Annotated in this window: 21 protein-coding genes; 16 read left to right on the plus strand and 5 right to left on the minus strand. The window is 42.6% G+C overall.

Annotated features, from left to right (window positions below):
* Positions 1–190: 190 nt before the first annotated feature.
* On the plus strand, positions 191–2,209 hold the full coding sequence (locus LEP1GSC060_RS14280; protein ID WP_003006547.1) for a hypothetical protein: 2,019 nt from the start codon (positions 191–193) through the stop codon (positions 2,207–2,209).
* Between the two features lie 262 nt (positions 2,210–2,471).
* On the opposite strand, the gene LEP1GSC060_RS14285 is transcribed toward LEP1GSC060_RS14280, so the two are convergent.
* On the minus strand, positions 2,472–3,314 hold the full coding sequence (locus LEP1GSC060_RS14285; RefSeq protein WP_051061441.1) for an LA_0442/LA_0875 N-terminal domain-containing protein: 843 nt from the start codon (positions 3,312–3,314) through the stop codon (positions 2,472–2,474).
* A gap of 103 nt (positions 3,315–3,417) precedes the next feature.
* Between LEP1GSC060_RS14285 and LEP1GSC060_RS14290 the strand changes: the two genes are divergently transcribed.
* Both LEP1GSC060_RS14290 and LEP1GSC060_RS14295 read left to right on the plus strand, forming a co-directional pair.
* Complete coding sequence (locus tag LEP1GSC060_RS14290; protein ID WP_036096632.1) at positions 3,418–3,966, plus strand: RNA polymerase sigma factor; 549 nt, start codon at positions 3,418–3,420, stop codon at positions 3,964–3,966.
* A gap of 161 nt (positions 3,967–4,127) precedes the next feature.
* Positions 4,128–5,180, plus strand: a complete 1,053-nt coding sequence (locus tag LEP1GSC060_RS14295) for a FecR family protein (RefSeq protein ID WP_003005756.1) — start codon at positions 4,128–4,130, stop codon at positions 5,178–5,180.
* Between the two features lie 108 nt (positions 5,181–5,288).
* On the opposite strand, the gene LEP1GSC060_RS14300 is transcribed toward LEP1GSC060_RS14295, so the two are convergent.
* Positions 5,289–5,738 (minus strand): DoxX family protein, encoded by a 450-nt coding sequence (locus tag LEP1GSC060_RS14300; RefSeq protein ID WP_036096528.1) that lies wholly within the window; start codon positions 5,736–5,738, stop codon positions 5,289–5,291.
* Positions 5,739–6,168: 430 nt separating this feature from the next.
* Here LEP1GSC060_RS14300 and LEP1GSC060_RS20070 point away from each other — a divergent pair, with 430 nt between their 5' ends.
* The 3 genes from LEP1GSC060_RS20070 to LEP1GSC060_RS14310 all read left to right on the plus strand — a co-directional run bounded on the left by LEP1GSC060_RS20070 (position 6,169) and on the right by LEP1GSC060_RS14310 (position 8,889).
* Positions 6,169–6,339 carry a hypothetical protein gene (locus tag LEP1GSC060_RS20070; protein WP_003005939.1) on the plus strand — a complete coding sequence of 57 codons (171 nt, stop codon included), beginning with the start codon at positions 6,169–6,171 and terminating at the stop codon, positions 6,337–6,339.
* Positions 6,340–6,414: 75 nt separating this feature from the next.
* The gene (locus LEP1GSC060_RS14305; protein WP_003006200.1) at positions 6,415–8,349 is read left to right on the plus strand and encodes an ABC-F family ATP-binding cassette domain-containing protein; all 1,935 of its coding nucleotides are present in this window, start codon (positions 6,415–6,417) and stop codon (positions 8,347–8,349) included.
* 204 nt (positions 8,350–8,553) lie between these two features.
* Positions 8,554–8,889, plus strand: coding sequence for a rhodanese-like domain-containing protein (locus LEP1GSC060_RS14310; protein WP_003006244.1), 336 nt, complete (start codon positions 8,554–8,556; stop codon positions 8,887–8,889).
* 277 nt (positions 8,890–9,166) lie between these two features.
* Here LEP1GSC060_RS14310 and LEP1GSC060_RS14315 read toward each other — a convergent pair whose 3' ends face one another.
* Positions 9,167–9,781, minus strand: a complete 615-nt coding sequence (locus tag LEP1GSC060_RS14315; RefSeq protein WP_003006190.1) for a TetR/AcrR family transcriptional regulator — start codon at positions 9,779–9,781, stop codon at positions 9,167–9,169.
* Between the two features lie 434 nt (positions 9,782–10,215).
* Here LEP1GSC060_RS14315 and LEP1GSC060_RS14325 point away from each other — a divergent pair, with 434 nt between their 5' ends.
* From LEP1GSC060_RS14325 to LEP1GSC060_RS20625, 5 genes are all read left to right on the plus strand, one after another.
* The gene (locus tag LEP1GSC060_RS14325; RefSeq protein ID WP_003006357.1) at positions 10,216–10,899 is read left to right on the plus strand and encodes an acetoacetate decarboxylase family protein; all 684 of its coding nucleotides are present in this window, start codon (positions 10,216–10,218) and stop codon (positions 10,897–10,899) included.
* A gap of 117 nt (positions 10,900–11,016) precedes the next feature.
* Entirely contained in the window at positions 11,017–12,198 is a 1,182-nt protein-coding gene (locus LEP1GSC060_RS14330) for an acetyl-CoA C-acetyltransferase (protein WP_003006762.1), read from the plus strand.
* Positions 12,199–12,355: 157 nt separating this feature from the next.
* Positions 12,356–13,036, plus strand: coding sequence for a vWA domain-containing protein (locus tag LEP1GSC060_RS20075; protein WP_003005883.1), 681 nt, complete (start codon positions 12,356–12,358; stop codon positions 13,034–13,036).
* Between the two features lie 73 nt (positions 13,037–13,109).
* Positions 13,110–13,826 (plus strand): YwaF family protein, encoded by a 717-nt coding sequence (locus LEP1GSC060_RS14340; RefSeq protein WP_003006444.1) that lies wholly within the window; start codon positions 13,110–13,112, stop codon positions 13,824–13,826.
* 60 nt (positions 13,827–13,886) lie between these two features.
* Positions 13,887–14,300 carry a hypothetical protein gene (locus LEP1GSC060_RS20625; RefSeq protein WP_036096634.1) on the plus strand — a complete coding sequence of 138 codons (414 nt, stop codon included), beginning with the start codon at positions 13,887–13,889 and terminating at the stop codon, positions 14,298–14,300.
* Between the two features lie 349 nt (positions 14,301–14,649).
* Here LEP1GSC060_RS20625 and LEP1GSC060_RS20080 read toward each other — a convergent pair whose 3' ends face one another.
* Positions 14,650–14,817, minus strand: a complete 168-nt coding sequence (locus LEP1GSC060_RS20080) for a hypothetical protein (RefSeq protein ID WP_003006262.1) — start codon at positions 14,815–14,817, stop codon at positions 14,650–14,652.
* Positions 14,818–14,950: 133 nt separating this feature from the next.
* Here LEP1GSC060_RS20080 and LEP1GSC060_RS14350 point away from each other — a divergent pair, with 133 nt between their 5' ends.
* The 5 genes from LEP1GSC060_RS14350 to LEP1GSC060_RS14370 all read left to right on the plus strand — a co-directional run bounded on the left by LEP1GSC060_RS14350 (position 14,951) and on the right by LEP1GSC060_RS14370 (position 20,505).
* Positions 14,951–16,114, plus strand: coding sequence for an acyl-CoA dehydrogenase family protein (locus LEP1GSC060_RS14350; RefSeq protein WP_003006024.1), 1,164 nt, complete (start codon positions 14,951–14,953; stop codon positions 16,112–16,114).
* 86 nt (positions 16,115–16,200) lie between these two features.
* On the plus strand, positions 16,201–17,622 hold the full coding sequence (trpE, locus tag LEP1GSC060_RS14355; RefSeq protein ID WP_036096635.1) for an anthranilate synthase component I: 1,422 nt from the start codon (positions 16,201–16,203) through the stop codon (positions 17,620–17,622).
* Positions 17,622–18,200, plus strand: coding sequence for an anthranilate synthase component II (locus tag LEP1GSC060_RS14360; protein WP_003006421.1), 579 nt, complete (start codon positions 17,622–17,624; stop codon positions 18,198–18,200). Before trpE ends, LEP1GSC060_RS14360 begins: the two co-directional genes overlap by 1 nt.
* The gene (locus LEP1GSC060_RS14365) at positions 18,197–20,095 is read left to right on the plus strand and encodes an ABC transporter ATP-binding protein (RefSeq protein WP_003006653.1); all 1,899 of its coding nucleotides are present in this window, start codon (positions 18,197–18,199) and stop codon (positions 20,093–20,095) included. Before LEP1GSC060_RS14360 ends, LEP1GSC060_RS14365 begins: the two co-directional genes overlap by 4 nt.
* Positions 20,092–20,505 (plus strand): response regulator, encoded by a 414-nt coding sequence (locus LEP1GSC060_RS14370; protein ID WP_003006544.1) that lies wholly within the window; start codon positions 20,092–20,094, stop codon positions 20,503–20,505. Before LEP1GSC060_RS14365 ends, LEP1GSC060_RS14370 begins: the two co-directional genes overlap by 4 nt.
* Here the strand turns inward: LEP1GSC060_RS14370 and LEP1GSC060_RS14375 are convergent.
* On the minus strand, positions 20,494–21,942 hold the full coding sequence (locus tag LEP1GSC060_RS14375) for a HEAT repeat domain-containing protein (protein ID WP_036096530.1): 1,449 nt from the start codon (positions 21,940–21,942) through the stop codon (positions 20,494–20,496). The genes LEP1GSC060_RS14370 and LEP1GSC060_RS14375 overlap by 12 nt on opposite strands.
* Between the last annotated feature and the right edge of the window lie 57 nt (positions 21,943–21,999).

A 21,999-nucleotide genomic window follows, 5' to 3' on the forward strand; every position in this document is an offset into this window, starting at 1 on the left:
AATTGAAATGAAAAAATAAGAACCCACCCCAAAGTACCGCTCTTACGAATTGTAGTATTTGGACGGCGACGTGTGGAGTTTAGGATCTCACACTTTGAGTTTTCGACTTCGGGACTTTATTCATACGAAGAATGTTTTGAAGAACTTGTAAATAAATTTCAGTAGTTAATCGTTTAACAGTGGAGAGGCGATGAGCAAGCCGGTTTTAAATCAAGCGTTCGGTGGAGGAAGCCAAACGCAAAACTTCTTGAAAGTTAAAAAAATCAACGAAGTAGTCAGTTATTATTTGAACGACCGGCTTACGCATTCCGTTTATAAGGCGGTCGTTACTCAGACCAGTCATAAGAACGTTAAATCGCAAAATTTATTTCAAGTAGAATCCAAGGTTCCCGAAGCTCCCGAACTTACGACTGCGGAAGTGGCGTTTCATATCAAACGATTATTGGAAGACGGAGTCGCACTTCAGTTCGCATACTTTTACCTAGATCCTGCCACGTCCGAGTTAAGATTAAAACCTTGTTACGTTGCCTATTCGGATGCGGAGTTGGGAGATCTTACGCGCATTTATCTTTTGTTGGTCGATCTTTCCGTCAATTCGATTCAGTCTTATTTGGAAAGCAGGCCGCCGCTTGGAAAGGAAATCCTATGGGAGGATTTGGAAGCGGACTTTAACGGCGAGAATATACAGAAGTTTAAACTTTTTTTTAATCCCGAAAGTTTTTTCCAAGCCCCGAATATTAGCATTCCATTAAATCCCGAATACGTTAAGGATATGTTGATCGAAATCACGGACGGATTGATTAAAAAAGGGAGAATTAGGGAAATACCGGAATTCGGATATTTGATCGTAAAGGTTAAGGAACTTCAGGCGTTATTCGAACTCGTAGATGAATTTCATTTTAAGAAAGTATTTCCTAAATACAAATGGGCTTTGTCGGATTCGTTTGCCACGATTTCTCAAGAGGAAAGAATGCACACAAACGATCCGTCCGCTACGCCGACGACACTCTTCGGTAAAAAAAGGGCCAGAGCGATCGAAAAGGCCGTACAAGCCGATCCGGAAAAAAAACTCAAACGTAAATTAATGGGAGTCGAACTCATACAAAATTTAAGCGATGAGATCGAAAATACGCTTAAGTCTTCGTATCAAGAACAGATTCGAAATCGTTTTCACGAGATGAGCGATCATCTTTCCAAACAAACCGGGCGTTGGGATAAACTAGTATTATTCATTCCGGATGAGGAGTTTAGAACCTTTCCACCCGAGTTGAAAAAGCTTTTCACGGAAGATCGACATATCGCATATTCACCTTGGGAAACAAAGGGGATCACGATCCATTGTTTTATGAGAGTCGACGTCGAAACCGTTAAGGCGGTTATAAAATCACTAACGGTGACGTCTAACGTAGAGGCGTGGAAGGTATTAGGAATTCGTAATTTGATCGAACTGAACGAAGACGCCATCCAGTCGGTTTTTCGCGACGAAGAGTTCGTAAGGAATTACGGAAAGATACTTCGAAAAGGTTACGTGAAATATTTTCCGTGGTACTTTGCGATTTTGGATTTTATAGGAATCGCAAAACTTCTTCAGGATGTATTCTTTCAATCCGCAAAAGAAAAAATTCGGGCGGAACAATCTTTGTTCAAATCGAAAAATCGAGACTCGGCTTTTAAATTGGAACAAACCAAAATCCAGGAAAAATTGAAAGAAGATGAAAAAATCAAATCTTTGGAACAAAAGTCGAAACTTTCGGAAGCGCTCAATTTGTTTTATTTTGAAAAAAATATTCCGCCTGCATTGAAGGATATTCTTTACGAAGTTCCCGGATATTCTCCCGAACTGATCCATCAGATTGTGGATCGTGAAAAATTCGTTTTGATACCGGATCCTTCGGGAGACAAAGCGGATTCGATTCTGATTTATCCGAACGACGAATCTTTTCGTTTCAGAGCGAAAGAAATGCATAAGGTTTTAACCGAAAAAAAGAAGAATTTGGAATTTAAACTTAGAAATAAAGAAGAGGATTTTCAGAACGAAAAAATTACGAAAATCTTAAAATATCTGGATTCTTGGTTTGTTTCCAAACCGGATCAGGGACTCAATTCTAAAGAAGCTAAGAACACTTCCAAAAATTCAACCGAGGATCCCTATGAAAATTTTCGAAAGGAAATTGTAAAAATTAAAGACAAAGAAAAAGTTTCTTTGTAATCGGTTGGGTTGTTTCGATCGACGTTTTGTTTCCAAAATTCAGTCTGATTTTAAAAACCGAATCGATTCGTTCCGTCCATATAAAGCGACTTGATTGACGAATCGTTCGGCGACGATTTTAAAATGCGCTCAGAAAGACATTAGAGTTGTTGAAAAATGAATTCTCCATTTGTTTCTGTTCCATTGAAATGGACGATTGAAGCATTTTTGTTAATCGTGACTATTGAATTCTTCAACAACTCTATTATCAAAACCTTATAAACTAAAATTGAACCGTATAAACGACGGTAGGCGTAATCTCCGTATGTCCATGGATCGGACTTCTCACTACAGTGGCTGAAAATTTCCATCCTTCCGGATTGGGATCCGAAAGTAAGGATTGTATCTTTTCGAAATCCCTGGCTAATAAAAACGTATGAATCAATTGTAATCCGTAAATCGCACCTACTAACCACTGTGCTTGATTGTATTGGGATGTCGCGTTATCATAGTTGTTGAAATAAGGATTGGTCGCGGTTGCCGTGACCAAAATTCTCGTAACCAGAGCGGTTGCTCGGATCGTTTCATCGGAAGTGACCGGATTTAAATTAGGATCGGCGAACGCAGCCACTGTAATTGCGGCGGAATTGGTTTTATAATTGTTTTCTTCCGTTGCGGCTTTTTCTTTACAATTGTTGGCGTATAACGCAGCGCCGGCGAACAATAAAAAGCTGATCACCGCCCATCTTTTTTGTCCTACTTTCCATTGACCCCAACCCGGAAGAATTGCGGATCTGCCGGTTACACTCCATTTCGTTTCTTTCCAAGTGTATCGAGTTGCAGTCGGTTCCGTTTTGTTATCTACGGGTAATTTCGTATTAACGTTTTTTTTTGGTTCGTCCTTTTTTGGATCTTTCAAATTGATTTCGGAAATTTCGTTTTTAAGAACGGTCCGCATTTTTCCGTTGATTTCTATTTGAACTTCGGTTCTCGATTGGTTTATAATTTTGCCTTGGAGCGTTTTTCCGTTTTTAAGAACGATCGTACTTGCCGGCAACGGTAAAGAGATCAGAATCATTAAAATGAAAACTCCCGAAGGAGTTATACGTTTAGACATTCGAGACATATAATTATGATTCTCAATCATGGAATTTTAGAATTCATCTTTTATACAAGAAATTATCTTTTTGCTTGAAAAAACAAGTAGGAATCGGCAACCCTTGATTACCGTGGCAAACACTTCCGAGTTGGAAAAACTCTATAACCACAATAAAGATGATTTATTTCATTATATAAAAAAGTCGTTCTACGACGAAAATTCTGCGCAGGATATTCTGCACGATTCGTTTCTAAACTTTTTTCGATATTATGAAAAGAAAGACATCCCGGATCCTACCTCTTGCAGGATGATTCTTTTTAGAATCGCGAGGAATTTAATTATTAACCACGCAAAATCCTACTATCAACGAAATGTATCTCTGGTGGGTGAAGATACGGGAAATAATTTTGCGTCTAAATCCCCAAGCCCGGAATTTTCAGTAATGGAAAAAATCGATCAATCGGACGTCAAAAATACGATGAATTCTCTTTTAGAGAAGATTACTCCGGAATACAAAGAGGCTTTGCTTTTAAGATATCAGCAGGATTTGAAACTGGATGAGATCTCTAAAATTCTTGGGATGAGCATATCTGGCGTTTCTAGATTTATCGAAAGAGCTGAGAAAGCCTTGGCTCAAGAAGGAAAAAAAATAGGCTTTCAACCTGGAAACTACATATAGAATCTTCTGCCCGATCGTCTTATATTTTAAAAAAGAAAGAATTCAGACTACTGGTGATAAAAAAAATCAGAAATGAAAAAAAAAGCTCAAATAGACTTCTTGAGTTTGTTTAACAAACAGGAAGCAGATGGAATGAATCCCAGAATCTGGGAAACATGAATATGGAAGAACATAAGACAAATCTCACCGAATTTGAAGGGTACGCGAGATTCCTTAGAGAAAAGGATTCCGTAACTCAACTCCCTGCTTTCGATCCAAATTGGATCGGAGCGAAACCTCGCTTTATCGTGGAAGATAAAGTTATGAGTGTTTCGACCGGTACAAAAGTTCTTCATTTTCCAAAGATTATGTCATTCGCGGCGGCAGCCATATTATTATTTGCGATCGGAGTTTGGATTAGCTTTCGGATTTCGAAATCTGGGCCTGAGATCGTTCAAGGAACTCCTCTAAAAGCGGTGGTCGTTTTTGTAAAAGGTCAAGTTTCTGTTATGCGAGACGTTGAGACAAAGTTACATCAAGGCGATCTTTTGAACGAGTCCGATATCGTTTTGACCGATGCCGGCGGAGCGTTGGATATCGGCTTAACCGATTCAAGCGTAATTCGTGTAAAAGAAAATAGCAGATTGATTTTGAAAGAACTCAGAGAAAACGACAACGGGTCTCAAATCAGAATGAACTTAGCCTCCGGTAGATTGTTGAACGTAGTTGAGAAGGAAAAGAAAGGGAGCAGTTTCTACATAGAAACCGCTTCCGCAGTTGCGGCCGTAAGAGGAACTTCTTTCGAAGTAGGCGCTTCCGAGAGCGAATCCGTAATTTTCGTAGTGGAAGGAGCGGTGGAAGTGACTTCTTTAAACGCCGGCGGGAAAGTATATATCTTGGAAACGGCTAAACGTGTAACCGTAAATAAGGACGGAGAAATCGAGTCGATCGATCTTTCTAAATTAAAATCCACACTTCCCGAATATAAGGATATGAAAAAGAATCTTGAGAATCTGGATAGTGAACTTCTTTTCGACGTTCGGAATCTGAAATCCGCGACAACCGAAGAGGAATTGAGCAGGATTTACGACCTTAGCATCGAACGTATCATTATGAAAGACGGAAGAGAATTGAGAGGTGTGGTCGTTTCTCAGAAAAAAGGAAAACTCGTGGTTCAGACTTTGAAAGGTTCTTATATTCTGGATGAGGAAGCCGTAGATAAGATCAAGTATTGACCGATCCCGAACTTTTACATCTTTATAAAAAAGAAAGCCGTTTGAAGTCGGTTTCAAGCGGCTTTTTTATTTTTGATGAAAGAATATTCTAAAATTATAATGTTTTAATTAAGAGTCGATATGATCGTAGATCCATGAATCTAAAGACCAGGAGCCTCCTCCGAAAAACAAAAGTGCGATTCCTATGGAAACCCCGAGGATGTGATATTCAAATCCTTCTCCACCTTGATTGCCGAACCAATTCATAAAAAAGCCGATTTCTTTGTGAGTCCATCCGGCCACTGCCAGTGTACATGTAATTCCTAATGCGGAAAGTCTTGTGAAAAAACCTAACAGGAGCGCGATAGATCCGAAAAATTCGGATACGATCGCTAGGAGGGCGAGTGCGATCGGAAATTCGGCGATATTTACCAGATAATCCATGGAAGCTTCGTAACCTACGCCGCCGAACCAACCCAAAAATTTTTGAGCGCCATGAGGAAAGATGCAGATTGCGAGTCCGAATCTAAGAAAAAGAGGGGAGTGGGATTCTTGGGTTGAGAAGAAACTTTGCATCATAATGGGCTCCTAGGAATTCTACCCGTTGTCAATATTTGAAATAAGGAAGAAAACAAAAATTAAGAGTTTGTCCCAAAACTTAAAACAATCGCAGAGTCTTGCGGCCGTTCTATAAAATCGGATGGTTTTGGGACAAACTCTAAAGAAAAAAGTGTCTGGGAACATTTCAAGTCGTTAGCGTTGTGTAAAATCCTACCCTAACATCGCAACCGTGTGCGGCCCCCTTCGCTGTTGGAAATGTGGGAACTCCTTCATTTTTAGAAAAACTGCTTCGGATTTCGGAAATGAATCTTTAAAATCCTAATTTGTGAATGAGGACTGCTTGGACACCGGCTATTTTGATCGGATCAAACCGGGTTTTCCGTTAAAATCGGTTGTCGAATTCCCCCGATTCTAAAAATCTGGCATAAGATTATTTGGCGGAACATCCATGTCTGAAGAAACTCAAGAAAAGAAAAACAAAAAGATCAATAAAATGACCGTGGCGGAAATTAACGCCGCAATTCAAGCTTCAAAAGAAAAAATGAACGGCTCTTCCAGCAAATACATTTTGCATCTCAATGCAAGATTGGAAGAACTCGCTGCAAAAGGTAAGAAATAATTTCCTAACTCCGGTCCGTCGATTTTCGGCGGTTCGGATCCGCGCCGTTTTTTACCTTTCCGAACTTTTCTACCCTTGCTTCAATTCATCGACATAAAACATCAGTACGCTTCGGCCGTATTGTTTAACGGATTTTCCTGGCATATCAAACCCGGCGCGCGCGTTTGTCTCGTCGGTCCGAACGGATCCGGCAAATCGACTTTATTCAAAATCGCAGAGGGAAAATTCGTCCCGGACGACGGAACCGTTGCAAAATCGAAAAATACCGAAATTTCGGTTTTTCAGCAAATTCCCGATTTCGATCCGGAAGCCTCGGTCATCGATACTGCATTAGAAAAACATAAACATTATCGCGAATATTCGGATCGATTGAAGGAAATCAATCACAAGTTCGATTTTGTGTCTCATGATTCTAAAGAATTCGCCGCCGTTCTGGACGAACAAAGTTCTCTGGAAGAATACGCTTTCACATACGGAGTTCACGAGCTTGAAGCCAAGGCCCGAAAGATTTTAAGTGGATTAGGATTTTCTAATGTTCAGATGGAAATGAAAGTCCGAGAATTTTCCCCCGGTTATCAACACCGTTTAGGTCTTGCTATCACGCTCTTAAATCCGGGCAACTTATTGTTGTTAGACGAACCTACGAATCATTTGGACAACGCGTCGAAGGAATGGTTGGCGGCTTATCTTAATTCCACCGGACAATCTTTTGTACTTGTGACTCACGATCCCGAATTTTTGAATGCGACTTGCGATACGATTGCCGAACTTTCCCCTTCCGGAGTAATCGAATTTCGGGGAACGCTGGAAGAATACTTCGAACACAAGAACGAACTTCAGGAAAAACTGAAAGCCCAGTTTCAAAAGGAAGAGGCTTATCTCGAAAAAAGAATGGAATGGATCGAACGATTTCGTTCCAAGGCTTCTAAGGCGAGACAGGTTCAATCCGCGATCAAAAAACTCGAAAAAAGAGATAAGGTGGAAGCGCCTCAGGAATCCTTCTGGAATTCCAAGTCGGATTATCGTTTTAATTTTATTTCCTCGGGAAAAATCACAGTCAGAATCGAAGACGGAGGTTTTTCGTATTCCGGTAAAACTCCGCTCATTTTTAGCGGCGCTAATCTGGAAATTTCCGCAGGCGACAAGATCGCCGTTGTCGGTCCGAACGGAGCGGGTAAGTCGACGTTCCTTCGTTGTTTATTAGAAATTCATAAACTGACTTCCGGAAAAATTTATTACGGACCGAAAACAAAAATCGGTTACTTCTCTCAAAATCATCGCGAGGAATTGGATCCTTCCAAAAATCTGCTTCAAACCGTAATGTCCGTTTATCCGGATCTTACGGAACATCAGGCCAGAAGTCTTCTCGGTTATTTTTCTTTTTCGGACGATTCCGTTTACAAACAAACCGGTCTTCTTTCGGGTGGGGAACAAAGTCGTCTTCGTCTCGCGATGCTCGTTCGTTTTCCCGCCAACTCGATTTTTTTGGACGAGCCGACCAACCATTTGGATCTTGTCGTTCGCGATAATTTGCTGAGAGCGTTGATGGAATATGAAGGTTCCCTTCTGATCATTTCCCATGATCCGGAATTTTTAAGGAACCTTTGTAATCGTACGATTTCCGTGGATAAAGGGCAAATCCGGGACTTTAACTGTACGTTCGCCGATTACCTCAAATACGATCTGGAAGAGACGGCGCCTTCGAATCTACAAGGCGGAAGTTCCTCTTCGAAAAAAGAGCAAGTCGATCAAACTCGTTCTAAAAAAAATTCGGATAAAAACCGAATCAAAAAAATTCAGAAAGAACTGGAACAGATAGAAACCAAAATCGAACTTTTGGAAAAATCCAAAAAGAATTTGGAAGAAGTGTTGGCCGATCCGGGCTTTTTTAAGAATCGTAGTTATCAATTGGAACTGGACAATTTAAACGAAACCAGAAACGAAATCACACGTTTGACATCCGAATGGGAGTCCCTTCAATTCGAGTTGGAGGAACTTTCAGAACAGTAACTCGATCGGAATTCCGTTGAAACGACGATTACGTATTCTAAAAACTATTCTTTGTTTTGAAATACGTTTATCGCATAGTAAGGGACTTTTGAGATTGATCCACGTTCAATCCGTTTGAATTTTTGGTGTTCTATTATATAGTTTTCAGTAGGACGACCGTTCGGCGAATATCATATTCTATTTTTATAATAAGGAACATGTCGTATGACCCCTAGAGAACTAAAGTCGAGATTGGATCTGAGAGAATCGGGAAAGGACTCCTTTTACCTTTTGGATGTGAGAAACCCGAACGAGGTGGAAATTTGTACGATCGAAGGAACCGATCTTTTGATTCCGGTCGGAGAACTTTCGAACAGACTTTCCGAGATCGGTCCTTGGAAAGAATCCGGCAAGGATGTGATCGTGTATTGTCGTTCCGGAGGACGTTCCGCCATTGCCTGCGGGATTTTAAAACAATCCGGCTTTGCAAAAGCGCATAACGTGGAAGGTGGGATTTTGCTTTACTCGGACGATGTGGATTCCTCCCTTACGAAATACTGAAAGTCGAAAATGAATTTCCTTGTCATTGAGGGATTTCGTATTAGATTTCTGGAATGTGATTTCGATGTTTCGGAGGGATTTACGCGCAAAGGATCGATGCGGAGTCAATAAATTTGTGATTCGGTTCTTTTTCATATATAAAGAGATTGAAATTTATTGACTGAAGCTGAGAGCCTGGTGGTCGGGCGGTTTCAAAAAGGTTTTCTTTTTTATCGAAAAGTTTAGCCCGACCATGCGCCCGTGTTCTTTCGTGAAACGTAACTTCCGTTTACAACGTTCATTCTCCTAAAAGAATTTTTCGGAAATAAGAAAAACCCTCCGCCAAAGGATCGTCTTTCCCGCCTCGGCGGCGTTTGAGCATATTCGTAAGATCTAATACCATCAATCCGTACATCCAAGCCCACATCGTTCTTGCGATCGCGGGATATTCCGCTTTAAGAAGTTTGAATTCGCGGTTGGTGCAGCCGTTCCGAATGGTCTCTAAGAATACTCGATAACTGGTGGGCAAACTCGGAAACGCTTTTCTGTGCATATGTCCGTGAACCGTATTGAACATCACTTTGTGGAGCTCTTTGTTGTTTAAGGAAAAATCCCAATAAGCCCGTGCGATTGCGGCTAACTGTTCAAATGCGTTCTTTCCGTTTTTCTGAGCGTTCCGCAAACGTTGGGTCAGCTCGGTTTCTCCCTTGGCGATTAGTATCTGAATGATTTCTTCCTGGCTCTTAAAATGAGAATACGGACTTGCTACGCTACAATCCAATTTTTCGGCGATCTTCCTCATGGAAAGTCCGTCGATCCCTTCTTCTTGTAGGATCTCCATCGCAACTTGAACGATGTTTTCCCGATTCAGACTGTTTCTGGATCTTCTTTTGTGGCGAACTGTTGTAGTCATAAGTGTTGAGTTTTTACTTTATCAAAAAGGTCAGGCCGTGATTTTTATAGAACAGTATCTCTTTGGTTTTTTTAGGACGGTTCCGATGATCCCAACTTTACGCGACCCCTACGCGATCTGAAAGCAAAAATCCTCTTCCCAAAATAGGCTTTTTTTGAGGACTTGGATGAAGACGAGTCAACTGAGTAGAATTGTCTGTTTTTGAGTTTTTTCCTAGTTTTTGTAGGTGGCATCGGGTGGCAAAAAAGGCTGTAAAAAAGAAATTTGTGGGAACTCCCACATCTAAATCTTCGAAGGTTTCCAACAAATCTGTGGGAACTCCCACTTCCACTCGAAAAAAAGAAGCGCCTTCTTCTGTGAAACCGGGATCAAAAGGTCGGAAGACCTCCAAATCGGCCGGAGATTCTTCTTTTGACAGGAAGAAAAACGGCGTCATGTCCATACGTGAGAAAGCGATGGATTTGTCAGGGGATTTCCAAGGCGGCGCCTCTGCGCCCTGGAATTTAAACGGAGAAGGTTTTTTATTTCCTCTTTGGGCCAAAAAGGAATACAACCGGGAAATGGGATTTTTTACCGACGAGGATTCCAAACAATATTTAGGCGGGCTGGGCTCCTTAATGCTCGTAAACTATGAGTCGAGCGATGTAGGTCCTGATTACGAACTTATGTATATTCCCGGCAGTTTCGAATATAAGAACGATTCTTACAAACGGATTACCCGCATTTTTGTCTCCAGCCAGAAGTCGGTGGAAGAAGGAATTCGTAACTGGGCGATTCCCAAAGAAAAGGCGGATTTTATTTGGACTCAGGAAGGAAATAGAACGAAGATTTCCGTTTTTCGCGGGGGAAAGGAATTCTTTCGGGTAACGATTTTGATCAAAAGTTTTTTCTTTCCGGTTACGACAAAAATTCTTCCCCATACTCTGCTTCAAAAATCTTCGGATGGATATTTGCGAACTCAATTTATCGGAAAGGGCAAAGGAAGAATCGCTACGATTCTGGAAATTTGGAGCGACGAGGCGGTTTTTCCGGACGCGATTAAAGGCGGAATTTTTAGGACCGGAATTTATACGAATCCGTTCGAACTCGTATTTCCTCCGGCGAACAAGATCGACTAACGTTCGAGATTGTTTTGCGCGACCGTGAACGGTTTCGTGTAATGTGTGTGGACGAGTTCGCTTTCGCAAGCGACTAAGAATTCAAAAATTGGAATATTAGAATTATCAGGAGTAATTATGGAAGAAGCGGTTATACTGGACGGAATTAGAACTCCGTTCGGAAATTTCGGAGGAACTTTGAAGGACCTCAGTGCGGTGGATTTGGGGGTTTTGACTTCTAAAGCCATCTTGGAAAAAACGGGAGTTTCTCCGGATGCGATCGGAGAATCCATCTTTGGAAACGTAATTCCGACCGGAAAAGAAGCGATTTATCTCGCCCGTCATATCGGTTTGAAAACCGGTCTTCCTTTGGGAGTTCCCGCATTAACTCTCAATCGTCTCTGCGGTTCCGGTATGGAAGCGATCATTCAGGCCGCAAAAAAAATCTATCTCGGAGACGCGGACGCGGTTCTTGCGGGAGGTGTGGAATCGATGAGCAACGCGCCTTACGTTGTGCGAAATGCTCGTTGGGGAGTTCGTTACGGTTCCGCGGAATTTGAAGATACTTTGGAACAAGGTCTTACCGATCAATACGTAGGTTTGATCATGGGACAGACCGCCGAAAATCTTGCGGATCAGTATAAAATTTCCAGACAAGAACAAGACGAATGGGCGGCGACCTCTCAAACCCGCGCGGAGAAGGCAACGATAGAAGGCCGTTTGAAAGAGGAAATTCTTCCGGTGACGGTCGGCGGTAAAAAACCGATTACATTAGAAAAAGATGAATTTATCAAGGGCGCTGCGGGCGCGGAAAAACTGGCGTCCTTGAAAGCGGTATTTCGCGACGGCGGAACCGTAACTGCGGGTAACGCTTCCGGTTTGAACGACGGAGCTGCGGCTACGATCGTTACTTCCGCTTCTTACGCAAAAAAGATCGGTAAAAAACCGCTCGCGATCATTCGAGGTTACGGCCACGCGGGTTGTGATCCTGCGAAGATGGGCATCGGTCCTGCGCTTGCGATTCCTGCGGCGTTAAAAAAAGCGGGTTTGAAACTTTCGGATATGAACCTTGTGGAAGTCAACGAAGCCTTTGCCGCTCAATACCTTGCGGTTCAAAAAGAATTGGGTCTCGATCCTGCGATCACCAACGTAAACGGTGGAGCCGTCGCGATCGGACATCCGCTCGGAGCTTCGGGCGCCAGAGTTACGATCACTCTTGCTTACGAACTTAAGAGAAGAAAAGCAAAATACGGCGTCGCTTCTCTTTGTATCGGAGGCGGTCAAGGGATCGCGCTCGTTTTGGAAAATCCGGAAGCATAAAAACTTTTTGATTTAATTTTTTAGAAAGGCTCGGGATCCCGAGCCTTTTTTGTTTTTCTTTATTTTCTGACCTGTTTGATCTTTAAAGAACTATAACGAAATATGCGGAAGGGATGGATTTAAAAATGCGGTCTTATTCTTTAAAACTCGGATTGAAATGCTGTTTCTTTTTATCTCGTTTGGAATTTTAGGATTGGTTCAAAATTGTAGTTCGAATACTTCTTCTTACTATTATTCCCAGAAACAAATTGAATATGGCGATCTAAATTTCCATCATACTCTGAAAGTCAACGAGTATATCAATGCGTTCCCTCAGGACGAAATTGTGGTTCCTCTAAAACAGGATCTCAGTCTTCAAGTTCATTCTTTTTCAAACAATCCGAATTCAAATGAGAATACGAATCTGATTCAGATTTCCGTTAAAACTCGTTTTCCAAATCCGGAAGAGATTGCAAAAAAAGCGAAGGTTCAATATTTGGAAGGTTCGAGAATTTCGACGATTGGACTTGGTTACGACGTGAATCAGAATTTACTGAGAACCGTGGCTGAAAACGGTCAAGGTCACTATTATTTTGCGGATAACGCCAAAACTCTTACTAAGATCATCAGAGACGATTTTGAAACTCTCGTAGTTCCAATCGCTAAGAAAGTCATTCTAAATATACATTCAAATCCGGGTTATAAGATTCTGAAAATCTACGGAGCCACTGACGACACTCCGATTTCATCTAATAAAATATCTTTGAATTTGGGGGAATTGAACGCAACGACTGGAGAATTTTCGTTCTTGAAGTTTCCGGAAATCAGGGAACTTATGATCCGATTTCGACTCAATTAATTTATTCTAATATAGAGGACGATCGTAGCCGAATTATTTCCGGTCCTTGCAGAACCACAAAAATAAATCTATCATGGAACAACGATTTCAATCTTGGTCGCATCTTCACTATCTGCTTTTGTTTCTCACCGGATTTACGATCTTCGTTCTTTTGTCGATCGCGAGAAAAGATTCTTCCGGAAATGTGAGTAAGAAGATCGGTCAGATCTTGGCTTGGATCTTGATTTTAAATTATATCGTTTACGTGATCTACAGGATCGATTCCGGTCATTGGGAGATCCGTTATGATTTGCCTATGGAATTTTGCAATTGGGCGATGATCGTAACTTCGATCGCGCTCCTGACTCACAATCGAACGTTTGCGGAACTTTCTTATTTTTGGGTGTTGAGCGGTTCGATCAATGGAGTGATCACTCCGGATCTTCAGGTTACGTTTCCACATATCTATTTCTTTATATTCTTTATCGCGCATTCGGGTCTTGTGATCGCTTCTTTGTATCTTGTTTTCGGTTTAAAATTGGAACCCCGTCCTTGGGCTGTTCTTCGTGCGTTTTTGTATTCTCAGACTTTTTTTGCAACGGCATTTGCAGTCGATTATGCTCTGGATGGCAATTACGGTTATATGATGTCTAAACCCGCCGCCGGTTCCGCGTTGGATTATTTAGGAGAGTGGCCTTATTACTTGATGCAGATGCAGCTCATTGGATTTGCGTTTTTCTTTCTCCTTTATCTGCCGTTTTATTTTAAGAATCGGAAAATTAGATTTTCCGAATATTTTAGAGAAGGTTGATGCTACGGTTTGGTAAAAACTCAAATCACAAAAATAGCTTTTTTTAATAAGGGAAATTTTATGAAGCAATTGCAATTATTCGTAGTAGCGGCCCTTTTGAGTTTCAGTTGGGACGTTGATTGCGAATGTTCGATGTGTTATGAAATTCTCTATGTCGAAGTTACGGAGACGTCCGGCAAAAAAGGAAAGTTTTTCTTGGATGTGTCTCCGGAAATAGAAGATTCCAATGGAAGTCTCCCTCCGATACGTTTGAGTAGCTCGGGTCACTTTGGGCAGCTTCAAATTGAAAAAACAGGTAAGAAAATCGAGTTGATTTCTTTGTATCAGAAAATTGAAAGATCCGTAGATGTGAATGGGGATAAATCCTATTGTAGTAAACAGAAACCTATTCGAATCAAGGTCAGTTCAATTCGTCGGATAACGATTGTCCGGCATATCCAGAACGTATATTCGCCGATCGTTTTTTGTAAGTGAACGAGTCCGGGGCTTCAAGGTTCGCGATGAATTTTTCGATAGAACCAAGTTGAATTCAACTTCATTCAAAAAAATTCTGAATTTTTATCCCTTAGCGCAAAAATTGCCCGAGTGGAGAAAATCGTAGATTTTCGGAAAGAGTCGTTGTAGGAGCTCCCACATTTTTTGAACAAGAATGTCGAGTTCGAAATCGACTGAGTTTGTAATAGTTCCCACATTTTCAAGAAGAATGATATCAGTCGGTGACACGATCGAGATGCAGTAGTTCCCACATTTCTAAAACGAAAGAACTTCGAACGGAACCGATTGTCTTTTTTCATTTGGGTTTAAAAACGATTGGATTCCGATCTTAGAAGGTGTTAGAGTTCATCAAGGAATCTTGTTGGAAAAAGGAGACACCTTCTTTCAAACGAAGAATGAACTCGAATTCGTTTGTGATTCTTCTTTCAAGTTTTGACGTAGGAGATTCTCCTTTCGTACCTTCTTGACGGTAAAGGATTGTCTTCGAATCCTGCATACAGAGCTCTTAAATCCAGGTTCTAATATCGATTTCGAGGCCGTACTGGAAAAGATCACCGGCTATCGGAGATCCAGACGGGGATTGCCAGGAACCATCGGATGAGTTCAAATTCGACAAGGTGTGCTATAAAATGGAATTTGCACTTTCCAGTGAACAGAAAGAATTGCGTGATCTCACCAGAAAATTTGCCAAAGAAGAGATGCGTCCTCGTGCGGAACATCATGACCATACGGGCGAATATCCAATGGAGGTCTTAAAAAAAGCTTGGGAAATCGGCTTGATGAATATTCATATCGAACCCCGATTTAACGGCGCTGGAATGGCGGAACTGGACGACGTAATTATCGGAGAGGAACTTTTCTGGGGATGTTCCGCAATGGCAACCGCGATTCTCGCGAACAATCTCGCGTTAGCGCCCGTTCTCCTCGGAGCGAGCGATCGAATCAAAAAAGAATTCGTACAACCTATGACGGAGGAATTCAAACTCGCCGCTTACGCGGTGACCGAACCGGGCGCGGGATCGGACGTCGCGGCGATTCGCACCTCCGCAAAAAAAGTCGGGGACGAATATATCATCAACGGTTCTAAAATGTGGATCACCAACGCCGGATACGCCGACTGGTTTTTCGTTCTTACCAAAACCGATCCATCCGCAGGTCACAAAGGAATCACCGGGTTTATCGTGGATGCAAAATCGCCCGGAATTATCCTGGGAAAAAAAGAAATCAACATGGGACAGAAATGTTCCGATACTCGCGGAATCACATTCGAAGAAGTGAAAGTTCCCGCGTGGCAGATGGTTGGCCGCGAGGGAGAAGGTTTTAAAATCGCGATGGGCGCCTTTGATCACACTCGTCCCGGAGTTGCAATCGGTGCCGTCGGAGTTGCACGCGCCGCGATGGAACATTCCATCCACTACGCAAATACTCGTAATACTTTCGGTCGTCCGATCATGGACAACCAAGGAATTTCTTTTATGATCGCCGAGATGGCTCGCGACATCGAAGCCGGAAGACTTCTTTGTTATCAAGCGGCTTGGATGATCGATAACGGATTCAGAAACACATACCAAGCCTCGATTGCGAAAATGTTCTGCGCGGATATGTGTATGAGAATTTGTACCGACGCGGTTCAAGTTCTCGGCGGGTACGGGTTTAACACCGAATATCCGGTTGAAAAATTAATGAGGGATGCAAAGATCTTCCAAATCTACGAAGGTACTTCTCAAATTCAAAGAATGATCGTTTCTCGTTTCCTCGCCGACGGAAAGGGAATCGAGGGGCCGAACTTCTGAAAGAATTCTCTCACACATTCGAGGAATTTTCCGCGCTTGCGGAGCGCGGGAATTTGATTCCCGTTTTCAAACAGATCTTTCTGGATATGGAAACTCCGGTCTCCCTGTTTGCAAAATGGGGGTGCGAATCTTCGCAAAATTCTTTTCTTCTCGAATCCGTGGAAGGCGGAGAAAAACAGGGAAGAAATTCTTTCCTCGGTAAAAATCCCTCTCGTCTTCTTCAAGGAAAGAACGGACTTTTTTACGTCACGGTCGGAAACGAACCGGCAACCGAAATCATCACTTACGATCCTTTGGTTCTTTTGGAAAATCTTCTCGGAAACGACATTTACGTTCAAGACTATCGTCTTCCTCCTTTTTCGGGAGGAGCCGTAGGATTTTTATCCTTTGCGGCGGTTCGTTATTACGAGAATATTCCGGACACAAAGCCGGACGACGAAAACGCCCCCGATTGTTACTTTGCGATCTGCGACGAACTTCTCGTAGTCGATCATATCGATCACGTTTTAAGAATCGTGGTCAACGCCAGAATCGGAGAACATTCTTCCCTGAAAGAATGTTACGATTCCGTAATCCGCAAAATCAATTCCATCGAAAACGAAATCATAAACGGAACCGTTCCGGAAGAGATTAAAAATCCGAAAAAAGTAAGCGGAGTTTTAGAATTAAATCCGAATATTCCGGACGAGGAATATAAGAAAAATGTGGAAAAGGCAAAGGAATACATCCAAGCCGGGGATATCTTTCAGGTCGTCCCTTCCCGAAAGTTGCAGTTCAAACCGGAGGTTTCTCCGTTTCAAATCTATCGCGGTCTAAGAACCGTTAATCCCAGTCCATATATGTATTATCTCAAACTCGGCGAGATTACGATCGTCGGAAGTTCTCCGGAAATTATGGTTAAATACGCGGGCAATCAGACGTATCTTCGTCCGATTGCGGGAACTCGTCCGCGAGGCGTAAATTCGAACGAAGATAAATTTCTGGAGGAAAATCTTCTTTCCGATCCTAAAGAAATTTCGGAACATATCATGCTCGTCGATCTAGGACGCAACGATCTCGGAAGGGTTTGTAAACCGGGGAGCGTTCGTGTGAACGACTTTAAGGTTATCGAAAAATATTCCCACGTTATGCACATCGTAAGTCAGTGTTCGGGCGAACTTGACGAGGAAAAAACGATCTACGATTTGATCCGAGCGACTCTTCCCGCTGGCACCGTTTCGGGCGCTCCGAAAATCCGCGCGATGGAAATCATAGACGAACTGGAAACGACTCGTCGCGCGATTTATTCCGGCGCCTTGGGTTACATCTCATTCTCCGGGGAAAGCGATCTCGCGATCATCATTCGTACGATCGTGTTTTACGGAGACACCGCGTTCTTACAAGCGGGCGGCGGAGTTGTTTATGATTCGGTCCCCGAGTTGGAACTGGAAGAAACAAAAAATAAAATGGCCGCGCTTTTAAAAGCGGTGGAGTTCGCCAGAAACGGACTCAAAGGGGAATGGAAATAATGCTTCTCCTGATCGATAATTACGATTCTTTTACATACAATCTCTATCAGTATTTCTGTCAGATCGGAAACGAAGTCGAAGTTTATCGAAACGACAAAATCACGTTAACCGAAATCAAGGAACTCGCTCCGAAAGCGATCATTCTTTCTCCGGGTCCGGGCCGTCCCGAGGATTCCAAAGTTTGTTTGGACGTGATCCGCGAACTCGGCGGTAAACTTCCCATTCTCGGAGTTTGTCTCGGACATCAGGCGATCGGTCTCGTTCACGGCGGTAAAATCGTATCGGCGCCTTCGATTATGCACGGAAAAATTTCTCTCATAGAACACGACGGAAAGGATATCTATAAGGGAATTTCCTCTCCTTTTGTCGCGACTCGTTATCATTCTCTCGTAATTCAACCGGAAAGTATGCCGCCGGAACTCGAAGTGGCTTCTAAAACTCCGGACGGGGTGATTATGGGAATCCGTCACAAAACGAAAAAACATCTTTACGGAGTTCAGTTTCATCCCGAATCCATCATGACCAGCGCGGGTCTGGATCTGATCAGAAACTTTTCCTCGATCATTCAGGAGTTATGAAGTTTTTTTTCAGACTTCTATCCTATTCCGTACATTACAAATATCGATTCACACTGGGGATCGTATTCGCATTGTTAACCGCCGTTTTAAACGCGGTTTCCCTCACCGCGCTCATTCCCTTATTCGATTCTCTCGGAAACGACAAACAAACCCGGTTTCAATTGCAGACGACCTTACCCGAGCAGAGAATTCTTCTCAAACAAAAAGTATTTGGGAAAGAATCCTTGGACGGACTCGAAAGAACCAAACTTCTTTTGATCGACGCAAAAGAATGGGTCAATGGCAGAACCAAAGGACTCGAACCGAAAGAGGTCGTTTGGGCGATTTGTATCATCGTGATGCCTTTGTATCTTCTCAAGTTGATCGCGTACTTGTTATCCGTGTTTTGTATCGCGACCGCGGGATACAAAGCCGTACGCGACATTCGACAGGAATTGTTCGAAAAAAATCAACTTCTTCCTTTAACTTTCTTTTTTAAGGAAAAAACCGGTCTGATGATGAGTAGAATCATCAACGACGTGGAAATCGTGGCCGCTGTGATTTCCAGCAATTTCAGGGACGCTACGATCAACTTCTTTTACGTGGTAACACACTTAATGGTTTTATTATATTTGAATACCGAACTATTGTTGATCGCTTGTCTTACGGTTCCCGTCATCATTCTTCCCGTGACTTTATTTACGAGAAAGATCACCAAATCCACCTCTAGATTTCAGGAGAAGATGGCCGATCTGAACGCGAACATTCAAGAGATGATTTCCGGAATCAAGGTAATCCGCGTTTTTAATTCGGAAAAATACGAACAGGAAAAATTCGGAAAGATCAATCAAAACGTTTACCGGAGAAATTTTAAAGGTCAGTTTTATCTTCAGATCGCTCCGTCTCTTGTGGAGTTGACCTCTTCGATCGTGGTTCTCGGTTTTTTTGCGGCCGGCGCAAGCCTCATTTACAACGGAAGGTTCACTCAAGGCGAGTTTATGGCCTTTCTTTTGACTCTTCTTTTTTTACTCAGACCTCTGACTCAACTTTCTCAGATGGTCGGAAAAATCACTCAATCGATAACTTCGGGAAAAAGAATTTTCGAGATCATCGATCTGGAAACGGAAGATCATAGTGAAGAAAGTAAGGTTGGAGCCGCTCCTCTTGCACAAAACATCGAATTTAAGAATTTATTCTTCTCTTATCCGGGAACCGCGACTGCGGTTTTAAAGGATATCAATCTCAAAGTGAAAAAGGGCGAAACGATCGCTCTCATCGGTGCGAGCGGTTGCGGAAAGTCCACTTTGATGGATTTGATTCCGAGATTTTTCGATCCTACTTCCGGATCGATCGAGTTTGACGGAATCGATATTCGGAATTTAAGCCTAGGAGATCTTCGTAAAAAAATCGGGATCGTAACTCAGGACATTTTTTTATTTCACGGTTCCGTTGCGGAAAACATCGCTTATGGAAAACCGGGTGCGACCCGTAAGGACGTGATTCGTGCGGCGAGACTTGCACACGCGCACGACTTTATCAAAAAGATGGATAACGGATACGACAGCATCTTAGGAGTTCGAGGTTTAAATCTTTCCGGCGGACAAAGACAGAGACTTGTGATCGCGAGGGCCCTTCTTCGAGATCCGGAGATTATGATCTTGGACGAGGCAACTTCCGCTCTCGACGTCGAATCGGAAAGATTGGTCAGCGACGCACTTCGAAGATTGTATGCGAACCGAACTACATTCATAATTGCTCATAGACTTTCCACGATCAAGGACATTTCGAGAATCATCGTGATGGACAACGGAAAGATCGCGGAAGAGGGGGATCATAATTCCTTATATGAGCAAAACGGAATTTACCGAAAACTTTCCGACAATCAATTTGCGGCCAATAACGGAGTATTACCATGAAGAAGATCGTTTTGATCGTGGACGACAACGACCGTTACGCGAACAATCTCAAAGTTTGGTTCGAACAAAAGGGATTTGAAACCGTAAGAGCCGTGGACGCCGCTCAGGGTTGGGAAATTTATTCCAAAGATAAAAATCGATTTCATACGATCGTAACCGATATCACGATGGAAACCCAGACGTCCGGACTTTGGATGATCCGAAAGATTCATAAGGACGGTTATCAGGGAAATAAAATCATCGCCACAACCGGTTTCGATTTTGCGGGTGTGATGTTTTTCTCCTCTTGGATACTGCCTTGGTTTGCGGGAATCGGTTGGATGGTTCCGAAAGTTCCCTTGAAGGAAGGAACCGCCTTGTTCCTTCCCACTTCTTTAAAACAAAACGTACCTTTCGAATCAGTTCTCTAAGGGAGGGCCTTCTTCTGCGGAAGGTTCCGTGTTTTGGTTCGAAGGAGAGATCGGATCGGTTTCTTCCATTTCGGAAGCGGGAGTGAAGTTGTTCGGTTTTCTTTTAAATCGTTTTCCTCTTTTTATCCCCTTTCCCATTTCTTTCGGAGGAGGGACGATCGTTCTGATTTTCAGATATCCTCCAAACACCCAAGACTCGAACGTTTCGTAATAACTTTCCGGATTTTTAGATTCCAAAAGAAGAAGATAATAATGATCTTCCGCGAATTTATCTCCGACTTTTTGGATGAATCTGCGATCGCTTTTTTTCAGGATTTTTCCGGCTTCTCCGGCGGAAAGGGAACGCAGTTTACGGGAAGTTGGATACGGATTTTCCTGAGACGAGGCTCCTTCCATGTTTACGGTTCCGAATTGATAAAAAGCCTTTCTAAGATGCAATTGCGCCAAAATTCTTTGAGATAATTCATCGGAAGTCGAATTTTCTAATATTCTAATGAATGAATATGTTCCGTAAAGACTCGTATTCTGGCCGATCGCTTCGATGATATCTTTTACGTATTGGGGTTTTGTCTCCAAGGTTTGTTCCAATATTCTCAAGGAAGCGCGCGTCTTATGAACTCCAAGAGCTTCGATCGCGATTTTTTGAAGTTCCGGATCGTCGGAATTCAGATACGTTTTGAAAAGTTTAAGGTCTTCGTTAATCTGAAACGCGGCGAGTCCCAGGATGGAGGCTTTTACGATTTCGCGCCTGGAAGAACGAATTCCCTGCCGCAGAAGAATGTCCCTCGCGGAAGGGTCCTTGGTTTTACCCATTCCTCTCCATGAGGAAAATTGAATATCCGGATCGTTGGATTTGATTCCGTTAAAAAAATAATCCAGGGAAGAGGGCGATCCGATATCGGCTAACGCTTTGTAGGCGGCTTGCCTGACTGCCTCCCCGTCCCTTTCGATAACGTGATGTAGAGTTTTTACTCCGCCTTTGCCCATTCTTCCGATCGCTAAAACCGCGGCGGCTCTGACCCTCGGAATCGGATGAGTGAGAGCCATTCGGTCCAGAACCTTATAACGTTTTTCAGCTTCCGCTCGAAAAACCGTAAGAATCCCTTTTTTGATCAAAAGATCGTATTCGATTTCCTGTCGTTCTTTCGGAGTGAGATCCTTTCTTTTTCTTTTTTCATAGGAGGAAATTCCGTCCGATTCTTCCGTAAGGTTCCTCGGATCGTCTATATTCAAACTTCCCGAAGTATTTTCGTTTGCGGACGATTCTTCTTCCGGCTCGGAATTTTCAGTGGAATTTTCCGAAGCGTCCGTTCTCTGAAAAAAACTTTGGTCCTGAAAAAGTTTGCTGAACGATTCCGCTTTCAATCCGGCAAAATTTAGAGAGGAAAGAAAAATAACGTAAAGGGATAAGTTTTGCAGTTTGGAAAATGAGAACATCGGGTGCCTTTGACGGTTAAGATTTTTCGCAAGTATGCTATTCATAAGTTCGACCGA

The organism is Leptospira weilii serovar Ranarum str. ICFT (genome assembly GCF_000332415.1).
Classification (GTDB): domain Bacteria; phylum Spirochaetota; class Leptospiria; order Leptospirales; family Leptospiraceae; genus Leptospira; species Leptospira weilii_A.

Bases quoted from the DNA above. Each gene is read 5' to 3' on its own strand.
- LEP1GSC060_RS14280 (WP_003006547.1), top strand. From the start codon at position 191: ATGAGCAAGCCGGTTTTAAATCAAGCGTTCGGTGGAGGAAGCCAAACG.
- LEP1GSC060_RS14285 (WP_051061441.1), bottom strand. From the start codon at position 3,314: ATGTCTCGAATGTCTAAACGTATAACTCCTTCGGGAGTTTTCATTTTA.
- LEP1GSC060_RS14295 (WP_003005756.1), top strand. From the start codon at position 4,128: ATGGAAGAACATAAGACAAATCTCACCGAATTTGAAGGGTACGCGAGA.
- LEP1GSC060_RS14300 (WP_036096528.1), bottom strand. From the start codon at position 5,738: ATGATGCAAAGTTTCTTCTCAACCCAAGAATCCCACTCCCCTCTTTTT.
- LEP1GSC060_RS20070 (WP_003005939.1), top strand. From the start codon at position 6,169: ATGTCTGAAGAAACTCAAGAAAAGAAAAACAAAAAGATCAATAAAATG.
- LEP1GSC060_RS14310 (WP_003006244.1), top strand. From the start codon at position 8,554: ATGACCCCTAGAGAACTAAAGTCGAGATTGGATCTGAGAGAATCGGGA.
- LEP1GSC060_RS14315 (WP_003006190.1), bottom strand. From the start codon at position 9,781: ATGACTACAACAGTTCGCCACAAAAGAAGATCCAGAAACAGTCTGAAT.
- LEP1GSC060_RS14325 (WP_003006357.1), top strand. From the start codon at position 10,216: ATGTCCATACGTGAGAAAGCGATGGATTTGTCAGGGGATTTCCAAGGC.
- LEP1GSC060_RS14330 (WP_003006762.1), top strand. From the start codon at position 11,017: ATGGAAGAAGCGGTTATACTGGACGGAATTAGAACTCCGTTCGGAAAT.
- LEP1GSC060_RS20075 (WP_003005883.1), top strand. From the start codon at position 12,356: ATGCTGTTTCTTTTTATCTCGTTTGGAATTTTAGGATTGGTTCAAAAT.
- LEP1GSC060_RS14340 (WP_003006444.1), top strand. From the start codon at position 13,110: ATGGAACAACGATTTCAATCTTGGTCGCATCTTCACTATCTGCTTTTG.
- LEP1GSC060_RS20625 (WP_036096634.1), top strand. From the start codon at position 13,887: ATGAAGCAATTGCAATTATTCGTAGTAGCGGCCCTTTTGAGTTTCAGT.
- LEP1GSC060_RS20080 (WP_003006262.1), bottom strand. From the start codon at position 14,817: ATGCAGGATTCGAAGACAATCCTTTACCGTCAAGAAGGTACGAAAGGA.
- LEP1GSC060_RS14350 (WP_003006024.1), top strand. From the start codon at position 14,951: ATGGAATTTGCACTTTCCAGTGAACAGAAAGAATTGCGTGATCTCACC.
- trpE (WP_036096635.1), top strand. From the start codon at position 16,201: ATGGAAACTCCGGTCTCCCTGTTTGCAAAATGGGGGTGCGAATCTTCG.
- LEP1GSC060_RS14360 (WP_003006421.1), top strand. From the start codon at position 17,622: ATGCTTCTCCTGATCGATAATTACGATTCTTTTACATACAATCTCTAT.
- LEP1GSC060_RS14365 (WP_003006653.1), top strand. From the start codon at position 18,197: ATGAAGTTTTTTTTCAGACTTCTATCCTATTCCGTACATTACAAATAT.
- LEP1GSC060_RS14370 (WP_003006544.1), top strand. From the start codon at position 20,092: ATGAAGAAGATCGTTTTGATCGTGGACGACAACGACCGTTACGCGAAC.
- LEP1GSC060_RS14375 (WP_036096530.1), bottom strand. From the start codon at position 21,942: ATGTTCTCATTTTCCAAACTGCAAAACTTATCCCTTTACGTTATTTTT.